The organism is Acidocella sp. (assembly GCF_028687955.1).
Classification (GTDB): domain Bacteria; phylum Pseudomonadota; class Alphaproteobacteria; order Acetobacterales; family Acetobacteraceae; genus Acidocella.
Genome location: NZ_JAQTZC010000072.1, coordinates 1 through 10,840, shown reverse-complemented (window position 1 = coordinate 10,840; position 10,840 = coordinate 1). Strand labels below are relative to the sequence as shown.

Sequence of the window (10,840 nt, the reverse complement as noted above, 5' to 3'; positions counted from 1 at the left end):
ATCGGCGCGAATGCGCTCCAGCACCTTCACGCCCAGTTCCTGATGCGCCATTTCACGGCCCCGGAAGCGCAGGGTCACCTTCACCTTGTCACCCTCGCCGATAAAGCTCTTCATCGCGCGCAGTTTCACTTGGTAATCGTTCTCGTCGATATTCGGGCGGACTTTAACTTCCTTTATCTCGACAACCTTCTGCTTCTTGCGGGCTTCGTTGCGCTTCTTCTGCTGCTCGTACTTAAATTTGCCGTAGTCAAGAATTTTGGCGACCGGCGGTTCGGCGTTCGGGCTGATCTCTACCAGGTCGAGGCCGACGGCAAACGCGCGCGCTATGGCTTCACGGGTGTTCATCACCCCCTGCATTTCGCCGTCCTGGTCGATAAGACGTACCTGCGGAATTCTGATTTCATCGTTGACCCGAGGTCCTTCACGCGAGGGAGGGGCGGGTGGCGCTGGCGGTCTGGCTATGGAAGTCTCCTGTAAGGGTTATGGGACACCGGCTTAGTGCAAAATGGTGAACAAATGCAATCTCCTCCGCCCCATGGCCGGATGATTAACAAAATTTTCGCGACTTTGCCTGGGTTTTGCGCTAGTCTATTGGGACTTGCCGATAATGCCCGGAACACAAGGGCGCCGTCAGGAGGATTTAGAGCATGCATATCCGTAATCCAATGGAGTGGATCGCCGGGCAGATCGAGTCAACCAACGTCGTCGGCAGTGCGACTCCGCAGGAGTACTGGCCGATTGCGAGCAGCACCGAAGTGCCGGTGGTGCGTAAAATCACCATTGCTGACGTGCGGGACGCGCTGCGCAGCGGGCTGGATGATTTCGCCGCGGCGCGCACGGACGTCATCTTTCTCTGCATGATCTACCCGCTCATCGGGGGGCTGATTTCAATGGCCGAAGCACATGGGCGGCTGCTGCCGCTGCTGTTCCCCACGGCGGCAGGGTTCGCGCTGGTCGGGCCGCTGGCGGCGGTCGGGCTGTATGAGATGAGCCGCCAGCGTGAACTCACCGGCAAAATAAGCTGGCTTGATACCTTCAAGGTCGTCCGCTCGCCCTCCATCGGCGCCATCACCGGGCTGGGGCTGCTGCTCGTCGGGCTCTATCTGGCCTGGCTCGCGGTGGCGCAGGTGATTTATGATTTCACCATGGGGCCGATGCCGCCTGCCTCGGCGCGCCTGTTCATCGAGGGCGTCTTCACCACCTCAGCCGGATGGGCCATGATGCTCGCCGGCCTTGCCGCCGGCATCATGTTCGGGATCGGCGCGGTGGCCATCAGCGTCGTCTCTTTTCCCCTGCTGCTGGACCGCCCGGCCGGCTTCTCCACAGCCATGGCCACCTCCGTGCAGGTTTTGCTGCGTAACCCCGGCCCGCTCACCGTCTGGAGTCTCATCGTTGCCGTGAGCCTTTTCATCGGCGCCCTGCCGCTTTTTATCGGGTTGATCGTGGTGTTGCCGGTCCTGGGCCACGCGACCTGGCATTTATACCGCAAGGTGGTGGTGCCGCCCGCTGATATGAGCAAGCTGGCCATGCGGCATGGCGAGGATCTGCAAAAATCCGGCTGATCGTTCAATAATCACCAGGTTTTTTATCTATACGGATACTCTAACGCCAGTGCGCGGGAATCCACACCCAGCGCCCCGCCCGCAGCGCCCAATGCCCCTCCACCCAATGGTCCCAGCCACGCCGGCGCAGCACATAATGTCCGCGCCGCCAACGGTACGTGACGCCGTTCCATACCCAATGCCCTGGCAGCCATACATAAGCGGTGCCAGGCGCCACGGGGATCACCTCGCGCCGCAGCGGCGGCACCGGCCGGTAATAAGGCGGATAGGGCGGCGGCACCTGCGCGCCCGCCCTGCTTGCGCCCAAACCCAGCACCAGCGCCGCGGCGCCCGCGTTTAACAAAGACTTTGCCAAAAACCTGCGCGTCAGCATGCCGCAAATCCTCCTCATTCACGCACCTGTTATACTTGAATTGTAACACATCTATGTGCCGGATGTTTCAGAACGTATGGCTGGAGTGCCTGAAATTAAAGTCAGGCGCGGCTCCGCCCGGCGGTCAGATTTTTTTACCCGCCGTTTGCAGGCGCGCCAGCAAGGCCGGGCTGATGCCCATATTATTCATCAGGCCATCGCTCAACGTGCCGTCATAGCTGCGCTCGATCAGGAACTGACAGAGATCTAACAGCCGCAGCAGCGTGCCCGTGGCCGCCTTGACGCCATCCTTGTCCGCGCAGCACATCCGGCAACGCCCGCGCAGAAGGCTAGTGCCCTCCCCGGAACGCGGCTATGTCAGAATCGCGGTGGCGGCCTTGGCGGCGCGGCTGGCGTCAATGAACAACAGGCCAAGCTTGATCGCCTTGCCCGCGATGGCGCACAACACGGCATCATTGCCGGCATGAATGATGAGCACATGCCCCTGCGCGCCGCTGATCAACACTTGCTCCAGGCTCCCGCAAGAAAGTTCGGCGGCGGTCCGTTCGCCCAACGAGAGCATGGCGGCGACCATGGCGCTGATCCGGTCTTCATCCATACCGGGCGAAAGTGCTGAAGAAATGATCAGCCCGTCGGTGGAAACCAGGGCGGAAGCCTCAATATCGGTGGAACCCCCGATCAGATCCGTCAGAATGGTTCTTATCTGGTCTTCACGCATGAATGCCTCCAAAAGTTGAGCACGCGCCAGAGATTAAAAGCTTTTGGTTTTAGTGCAATACGAACATCCAACGAAATTTTTTAATGAGACAGCGTAATGGCCCGCCAATGGCGGCCACGCCGCAAATGCATTTCATAACTGAAACCATGCAACACAAATATTTGAACAGCCCGGCGCGCCGCCGCCGCGCAGGCGGGCAGTAAATCTGAGTTCTCGTGTATTGTACAACGTATTATACAACGTAACATTGCAGAAACGGCTGCTAAAATTGCTGGTATGACGCATAAAATCTTCCTCCGGCGGGGTGCCTGTCCGGCAATTTTGCGTTATTGTTATGATAACAGCAAACCTGCTGGAGGTGCTCATGCGTGAAGATCAAATAATCGCCATCCTCTCGGCCCTGAATAGCCGCACCGCCGGCGTCCAGGCATCCGCGCTCATCTCCACGGACGGTTTCATCATCGCCTCGGCCTTCGAGGCGGGCATGGATGAAGAGCGCGTCAGCGCCCTCATTGCCGCCACCCTCTCGCTCGGCGAGCGCACCGCGCTGGAACTCACCCGCGGGAATCTGGAACAAGTGATGGTCAGCGGCAGGCAAGGCTCCGTGCTCATCATCCGCGCCGGGCGCGATGCGGTGCTGTGTGCCATCGCCGCCAAATCCACGAAACTTGGCCTGTTGTTGCAGGATGCCCGCGCGGCCGCACAGGATATCCTGGCACATGCCGGCGCATTCACGGAAATTCTGGAAGCCCGGCCCGCCGCGAAAACCGTTGCGCAACCCGCGGCCGGGACCGTTGCGGTGCCAGAACCCATTGCCGAACCCATTGCCGAACCCATTACTGAACCCATTACTGAACCCATTACCGAACCGGAATTCGTGGAAGAACCGCCCCTGGTCCTGGATGAAACATATCTGCTCCACCCCGCTTCCGCGGATGAGCCTGCGCCAGCGGTGGCACACCCGCCGGATGCTTCAACCGCGGATCAGACCCTGCACGTCTTTTGTCAGGATGTCGGCTTCACGGCGCAAGACCAGGCGGTCATCAAATCACTCCGGAGCCTGATGCACCCGCTCCTGCCCTCCCTCACCGAGCGTTTCTACAAAGCCCTGCTGGCTGACCCGAAAATGGCCCCCTACATCCACAACCGGGTCGATATGCTCAAAAAAACCCATCAGGCCTGGCTGGAGAGCCTGTTCGAGGGTGATTACGGACAGGCCTTCGTGCGCCGCCAGCAGGAAATCGGCGAGGCCCATACGCGCGCCAATATTCCTCCGATTTATGTCGCGGCCAGCATGGCCTTCCTGCGGGCTGCAATCCCCTCCCTGCTTACCAGCAACATTCCCAACCCAGCGGATCAAGCGGCGGCCAGCAGCTCCCTGCTGCGGCTGCTCGACCTGTGCCAGTACCTCATAGACCCCAAATATTATCAGGTGCTGATCCGCCTCGGTCAGGCCCAAAAACAGCCCGCTCCACCGTCAAAAAGCGCATTTTCGTTCTGAGACAATCGCTTCGTTCAACCCGCCTCGCCGCCAAATTTGCCTGATTTCGGGAAACCGTTGGGCGGCATCCGGCCCACCTGCGCGCGCACGCCCAGCCATTCGGTCAGTTTCGGTTCCATGCGGATCTTCTCGCCCAGCCGCCAGGTCAGCCCCTCGGCGAGGGTGAACACCTTCACATCGCTCAAACGGCCGTCCTTGTATTTCTGCAACGCCACACCCGCCCCCTTGGGCATCTCAGGCACTTCCACCAGCGGGAACAACAGCAGCTTGCGGTTGCTGCCGATCACCGCCACATGGTCGCCCTTGGCCGGCACGCAGGCCGCCCATTCCTCGCCCGGCCGCAACGCCAGAATCGTCTTGCCCGCCCGCCGCTCGGAGCTAAGCTCCGCCCCCGGCACCACAAACCCGCGCCCGGCGGATGAGGCCACCAGATATTTCCCGTTCACATCCGGCAGGAGAAGCCGCAACACCCCATCCTCATTGGCCAGGTCGATTAACAGCCTTATCGCCTGCCCATCCCCCCGCCCGCGCGGCAGATCCGAGGCTTTGAGCGTATAAACCCGCCCGTTTGTGGCCAGCAGCGCAATCCGGTCAGTTGATTCACAGCGCAGCAGGCAATCGAGCCTGTCGCCTTCCTTGAACTTTAGCTCCGCATCATCGGCCAGATGCCCCTTCTGCGCGCGGATCCAGCCTTTTTGCGAGAGGATCACCGTAATCGCCTCGCGCTCCACCAGCGCCTCGGCCACAATCTCCACCACCGGCGCCGCGGCGCTTATCATGGTGCGGCGCGCTCCCAGGGCGCCCGCGCCAAATGTCTCCCGCACCTCGTTAATCTCGATCACGATCTTGTCCCAGCGCTTGCCCGCGTCGCCCAGCAGCGCCTGCAGGCCCTTCTGCTCCGCGCTCAGCTTTTTGTGCTCGCCGCGGATCTCCTGCTCCTCCAGCCGGCGCAGCGCGCGCAACCGCATGTTCAAAATCGCCTCGGCCTGCGTTTCGCTCAGGCTGAATGCCTTCATCAGAACCGGCCGGGGCTGGTCCTCGGTGCGGATGATGCGGATCACCTCATCCAGGTTGAGATAAACCACCAGATACCCATCCAGAATCTCCAGCCGCCGCGCAATCGCCTCCAGCCGGTGGTTGGAGCGGCGCACCAGCACCTCGTGGCGGTGGTCCAGCCAGCAGCGCAGCAGCGCCTTCAGCCCCATCACGCGCGGCGTGCGCCCATCCTCCAGCACATTCATGTTGAGCGCGAAGCGGGTCTCCAGCGCGGTGGCGCGGAACAGCGATGCCATCAGCATCTCCGCATCCACCGTGCGCGCCTTGGGCTCCAGCACCAGGCGGATATGCTCCGCGCTCTCATCGCGAATATCGCCGAGCAGCGGCAGCTTCTTCTCCTGCAACAGCAGCGCCACCTGCTCTATCAACCGCGATTTCTGCACCTGATACGGAATTTCGGTGACCACGATCACCCATGTGCCGTTCTTCTGCGCCTCCTTGGTCCAGCGCGCGCGGGTACGCAACGAGCCGCGCCCGCTCTCATAGGCCGCCAGCAGCGTCGCCTCGTCCTCCACCAGCTCCCCGCCCGTGGGAAAATCCGGCCCGCGCAGATGTTTCAGCAAATCCTGCGTGCTCGCCTCGGGGTTTTGCACCAGATGCACCGCCGCCGCGCACACCTCCCCGGCGTTATGTGGCGGGATCGATGTCGCCATCCCCACCGCGATCCCCGCCGCGCCATTGGCCAGCAGATTGGGGAACGCGCCGGGCAGCACCACCGGCTCGCTCTCCTCGCCGTCATAGGTCGGGCGGAAATCCACCGCATTCTCGTCAATCCCGCGCAGCAAAAACTCCGCGATCGCGGTGAGCCGCGATTCCGTGTAGCGCATCGCGGCCGCGTTATCGCCGTCGATATTGCCGAAATTCCCCTGCCCCTCGATCAGCGGAAAGCGCGAAGAAAACTCCTGCGCCAGACGCACCAGCGCCTCATAGATCGAGCTGTCCCCATGCGGGTGAAACTTGCCCATCACATCGCCCACCACGCGGGCGCATTTTTTAAAGCCCGAGCGCGGGTCCAGCTTCAGCTGGTGCATCGCATAGATCAACCGCCGGTGCACCGGCTTCAGCCCGTCGCGCGCATCGGGCAGTGAGCGCGACATGATGGTGGACAGCGCATAGGCCAGATACCGCTCCGAGAGCGCATTGCTCAGCGGCGCATCTTCGATATGGCCCGAAACCTCATCCAGCATAATTCTACTCTCCCTCGGCCAGCCGATCAGCGATCAGCTCATAGAGACGCTGGCGCGCCGTTGGAAGAGGGCGGTGGCGCGCCCCGAACACATCACGGGTGAAGAAATGCCCGGTGATGCGCAACCCCGCCAGGCAATCCGCCAGGCTCGCCTCCCCCTCGCCGAGCATGAACTCCGGCAGGGGAAACAGCCGGTCCACCCATTCCCCCGCCTGGCTCAGGCTCACCGCCCGCCCGGTGCGGGGCGAGACATAGGCCAGCCGGTCGTTTCCTCCCGCCTGGGTGGAAAAATCCAGCCCGAACCCCAGCTCGCGCAGCAGCAAAACCTCCCAGCGCACCAGCTCGGGCAGCGGCACCCCCGCAATATCAATCCCCGCCAGCACCCGCGACAGCCCGGCGAATACCGCCGCAGCCGCCTCGCGCTCCGCCAGCGCGCCGGCCGCCAGCGCGCAGGCGGCGTTCAAAACCGCCAGGGAGTCGCGCTCCCCCATCGCCAGCGCCGCGGCGGGGTGCACCATCTCGCCCGTCAGCGTTCCCAGTTGCTCCGCCGTGCGCGCCACCCAACGCGCCGAGAGCATATTGCCTGGCTGCCACATCCCCGCCTTGCTCCGCGCCGCGCCACCCTTGGCCAGCCCGCGCCAGAGCCCTTGCGCGGTCAACACGCTCACCAGCGCATCGCCCTCGCCATAGGCGGCGGTCTCCAGCACAATCGCGGGTTCCTGCCACTCCAGCATTCAGGCCAGCGCCGCCCGCGCCACAGCGGCGTAATAGCGCGCCGCCACGGGGAGAATTTCGTCGTTATAATCATAGGCTTCGTTATGCAGCCCGGCCGAGGCGCCGTTGCCGATCCACGCATAAGCCCCCGGCATCACCTCCAGAAACCGGCCAAAATCCTCGCCCGCCATGCTGGGCTTCAGATCTGCGCGCAAGCTCAGCCCTGCATCAACGGCGGCCTGGGCCGCCAGCGCCGCTTCCGCCGCATGGTTGATGGTGGCCGCCACTTCGCCGGTGATCTCCACCCGCACGGTCAAATCATGCGCCCGCGCAGTATGCTCCGCCACCTCGCGCACACGCGCCTGCAAAAAATGCATCATCTTCGGCGTCAACGCGCGGATCGTCCCGCCCAGCGCCGCCTCAGGCGCAATCAGGTTGTTCGCCTCCCCGGCCTTAAGCGTGCAGGTGGAGATCACCGCTGCCTCCTGCGGGTCCACATTGCGCGCCACGATGGCGTTGAGCGCGATGATCAGATGCGCCACCCCCTGCACCGGGTCGGCGCAGGCATGCGGCATGGCGGCATGGCCCGCGACCCCGCGCAACGTGATGTTGAAACTCGCAGCAGCGGCCATCACCGGCCCGGCATGCACCATCACCACGCCGGCCTCCAGCCCCGGCCAGTTGTGGTAGCCAAATATCCGCTCGCAGGGGAATCGCTCCAGCAGCCCGGCGTCGAGCATCGCCTGCGCGCCGCCAAACCCTTCCTCAGCGGGTTGAAAGATGCACTGCACAGTGCCCGACCAGGTTGTATCCTCCAAAAGCAGCGCCGCCGCGCCGAGCGGCGAGACGGTATGCCCATCATGCCCGCAGGCGTGCATCACACCCTGGTTGCGTGAGCCATAAACCCGTCCCGGCGCCTCCAGGACCGGCAGCGCGTCCATATCCGCCCGCAACCCGGCCGAGCGGTTGGACACCCCGCGCGTGAGCGTCGCCACCACGCCATGCCCGCCGATCCCGGCGATGAACGGAATGCCCATCTCCTCCAGTTTTTCGCAAACAAACGCGGCGGTCTCGCGCTCTTGGCAAGAGATTTCGGGATACGCATGCAAATGATGCCGCCATGCGGCGAGACGCTGGAACAAATCGGATTTCATGGCCGAGACCCTCCTGGCAGCGACTTTATTCTTCTCCCCCGCATCCCGGCGTCAAGCCAAAACAGCGGCCCTTAAAGCTGGACGGCCTGCGTGTAGAGCTGCGGAAACACCAGAACCGGCGCCGCGGAAACAGCCGCGACCACCAGGCTGCTGAACAACAGCAGTCCCAGCGCCTGCAAGCCGCTCAGGCTCAGCCCGGCGCGCATGATGAACCAGTGGTACCAGAGCAGATACAAACCGGCCAAACCCAGCACCCCGATCTCGGCGGGCAGCATGGCGAGGCCAAACTCCATGAGCACCGCCGCCACGAATGCCGCCGCAAAGAGCACCGGCAACAGCATCCAGAACGCCCAGTTCAGCGCCGTGGCGGTGCGCATCCACAGCGCCTCGCGGCCGGTCCACCGGGCAAATTCAAAAACGATCACCGGCAACACCAGCACCGCGCAAATCCGCGAGAACAACCCCAGCAGCGCGAATGCCCACTGCCCGTTCAGCGCGGAAATGCCAGCGCCGACCAGCGGAAACGCGATCAACGGCGCCAGCGAGGCGGTAAAGGCGTCCATCGAGCCGCTGAACTCGTTGATACCGGCTTTCTGCCCGCGCGCGAGCATGAACAGACCGCGCAAAATCATCGGCAAAAATCCTCGATCAGGGTTTGATACACATTCGCCAGCCGGCTCAACGCCGCCACTTCCACAGCCTCATCCGTGCGGTGCATGCTCACCCCCACCAGGCCGAATTCCGCCACCGGGCAATACCGCGCGATAAACCGCGCATCCGATGTTCCGCCGCCGGTGTTGCGCTCAGGCGTCATGCCTGTCACCTTCTCAATTGCGCGTGTCAGCGCCTCGGTATGCGGCCCTGCCTGCGTCAAGAACGCCTCGCCGGAAACCTGCACCTGCAATTGCGCCGCCGGGGCGAACTCAGCCAGAATCCCGCGCAGCCAGGCGGTCAGCCCGGCGCTGTCGTGCATGTTGTTAAAGCGTATGTTCAGCCGCGCGCTCGCCGTGGCGGGGATCACGTTGCTCGCCGCATTGCCCACGTCCACAGATGTCACCTGTAGGCTGGAAGGCTCGAACCACTCATTTCCCGAATCCAGCGCCGCCGCCGTCATCGCGCTCAGCGCCGCGATCAGCCGGTGCACCGGGTTATCCGCCAGATGTGGATACGCCACATGCCCCTGCCGCCCGGTCACGGTGATGCGCGCGTTCATACTGCCCCGCCGGCCGATCTTCACCACATCGCCCAGCACCGCCCGGCTGGTCGGCTCGCCCACCACGCAAAAATCAGGGATCTTGCCGTTCGCCGCCATCCACTCCAGCACGCGCACGGTGCCATCGGTGGCAACGCCCTCCTCATCGCCGGTAATCAGCAGCGAGACATGCCCCGGCGCGCGCGCCGCCGCGGCCACGAAGGCGGCAATCGCCCCCTTCATATCCACAGCACCCCGGCCATAAAGCATCCCGCCCTCGACCACCCCGCCGAACGGATCATGCCGCCAGCCCTCGCCGGGCGGCACCACATCTGTATGCCCGGCGAAGCACAGATGCGCCCCCGCGCCCGGCCGCTCAGCGAACAGATTCTCAATGTCGCCGTAGCGCAGCCGCGTCACCGCAAAGCCCAGCGCCTCCATCTGCGCCGCCAGCAGCCCTTGCGTGCCGCCATCCGCCGGGGTGACGGATTGGCAGCGCAACAGGCTCTGCGCGAAGGCGAGAACGTCCATGCCCCGTACTTACGCGCGCAGCAGATCGTTGATGGAGGTCTTGCTGCGCGTCTGCGCATCCACCCGCTTCACGATCACCGCGCAGGCCAGCCCCGGCCCCGGCGAACCATCCGCCATTGCCCGGCCCGGCAGCGTGCCCGCCACCACCACCGAATACGGCGGCACATAGCCCGAGAACACCTCGCCCGACTCGCGATCGACGATCTTGGTGGAAGCGCCCAGGAACACGCCCATCGAAATCACCGCCCCGCGCCCCACGACCACGCCTTCCGCCACTTCCGAGCGCGCGCCGATGAAACAATCATCCTCGATCACCACCGGCCCCGCCTGCAACGGCTCCAACACGCCGCCAATGCCCACGCCGCCGCTGATATGGCAGTTTTTGCCGACCTGCGCGCAGGACCCCACGGTTGACCAGGTGTCGATCATCGTCCCCTCGTCCACCCGCGCGCCCACATTCACGAAACACGGCATCAGCACCACCCCGGGCGCGATATAGGCCGAGCGGCGCACCACGGCGCCCGGCACCGCGCGCACGCCCGATTCAGCAAACGCCCGCGCATCCCAGCCCGCGAACTTCAGCGGCACCTTGTCGAACACATCCGCGCCGCCAACCCCGCCCATCGGCTTGTTGGCGTTCAGCCGGAAGGAGAGCAGCACCGCCTGCTTGAGCCATTGATGCACCAACCAGCCGTCAGTGCCCGGCTCGGCCACGCGCACCGCGCCCGCATCCAGCAAGCCCAGCACCGCCTCCACCGCATCGCGCTCGGCGCCGGTGGTGGCGGGGGAGAGTTCGCCCCGGCGCTCCCAGGCGCTGGCGATGATCTGTTGCAGCTGGTCGTGCGATGCGGCG

General features: G+C 63.9%; 12 protein-coding genes. 2 read left to right on the top strand and 10 right to left on the bottom strand.

The genetic code is table 11. The annotated features are described in order from the left end of the window. The coding region (infC, locus tag PHE40_RS09425; protein ID WP_299961139.1) for a translation initiation factor IF-3 at positions 1-462 on the bottom strand (462 nt) is incomplete at its 3' end. A 185-nt stretch (positions 463-647) separates the two neighbouring features. On the opposite strand from infC, the gene PHE40_RS09420 reads away from it, so the two are divergent. Continuing rightward, positions 648-1,562 (top strand): DUF2189 domain-containing protein, encoded by a 915-nt coding sequence (locus tag PHE40_RS09420; RefSeq protein ID WP_299961133.1) that lies wholly within the window; start codon positions 648-650, stop codon positions 1,560-1,562. A 40-nt stretch (positions 1,563-1,602) separates the two neighbouring features. Here PHE40_RS09420 and PHE40_RS09415 read toward each other — a convergent pair whose 3' ends face one another. The 3 genes from PHE40_RS09415 to PHE40_RS09405 form a co-directional block, all read right to left on the bottom strand. Beyond that, a complete protein-coding gene (locus PHE40_RS09415; protein ID WP_299961131.1) occupies positions 1,603-1,935 on the bottom strand; it encodes a hypothetical protein in 333 nt (110 codons plus the stop codon). A 124-nt stretch (positions 1,936-2,059) separates the two neighbouring features. Further along, positions 2,060-2,242, bottom strand: coding sequence for a hypothetical protein (locus PHE40_RS09410; RefSeq protein ID WP_299961129.1), 183 nt, complete (start codon positions 2,240-2,242; stop codon positions 2,060-2,062). A gap of 45 nt (positions 2,243-2,287) precedes the next feature. Beyond that, positions 2,288-2,653, bottom strand: coding sequence for a roadblock/LC7 domain-containing protein (locus PHE40_RS09405; RefSeq protein WP_299961127.1), 366 nt, complete (start codon positions 2,651-2,653; stop codon positions 2,288-2,290). A 334-nt stretch (positions 2,654-2,987) separates the two neighbouring features. Between PHE40_RS09405 and PHE40_RS09400 the strand changes: the two genes are divergently transcribed. Then, positions 2,988-4,154 carry a protoglobin domain-containing protein gene (locus PHE40_RS09400; protein WP_299961125.1) on the top strand — a complete coding sequence of 389 codons (1,167 nt, stop codon included), beginning with the start codon at positions 2,988-2,990 and terminating at the stop codon, positions 4,152-4,154. Between the two features lie 14 nt (positions 4,155-4,168). Here the strand turns inward: PHE40_RS09400 and parC are convergent, their stop codons facing one another. The 6 genes from parC to dapD form a co-directional block, all read right to left on the bottom strand. Further along, the gene (gene parC, locus PHE40_RS09395; RefSeq protein WP_299961123.1) at positions 4,169-6,397 is read right to left on the bottom strand and encodes a DNA topoisomerase IV subunit A; all 2,229 of its coding nucleotides are present in this window, start codon (positions 6,395-6,397) and stop codon (positions 4,169-4,171) included. Positions 6,398-6,401: 4 nt separating this feature from the next. Continuing rightward, a complete protein-coding gene (recO, locus tag PHE40_RS09390; protein WP_366523602.1) occupies positions 6,402-7,130 on the bottom strand; it encodes a DNA repair protein RecO in 729 nt (242 codons plus the stop codon). Further along, positions 7,131-8,264 (bottom strand): amidohydrolase, encoded by a 1,134-nt coding sequence (locus PHE40_RS09385; RefSeq protein WP_299961121.1) that lies wholly within the window; start codon positions 8,262-8,264, stop codon positions 7,131-7,133. Positions 8,265-8,335: 71 nt separating this feature from the next. After that, on the bottom strand, positions 8,336-8,896 hold the full coding sequence (locus PHE40_RS09380) for a hypothetical protein (protein ID WP_299961119.1): 561 nt from the start codon (positions 8,894-8,896) through the stop codon (positions 8,336-8,338). Next, on the bottom strand, positions 8,893-9,987 hold the full coding sequence (gene dapE / locus PHE40_RS09375) for a succinyl-diaminopimelate desuccinylase (protein WP_299961117.1): 1,095 nt from the start codon (positions 9,985-9,987) through the stop codon (positions 8,893-8,895). Before dapE ends, PHE40_RS09380 begins: the two co-directional genes overlap by 4 nt. A gap of 9 nt (positions 9,988-9,996) precedes the next feature. Beyond that, positions 9,997-10,821, bottom strand: coding sequence for a 2,3,4,5-tetrahydropyridine-2,6-dicarboxylate N-succinyltransferase (dapD, locus tag PHE40_RS09370; protein ID WP_299961135.1), 825 nt, complete (start codon positions 10,819-10,821; stop codon positions 9,997-9,999). Positions 10,822-10,840 lie beyond the last annotated feature (19 nt).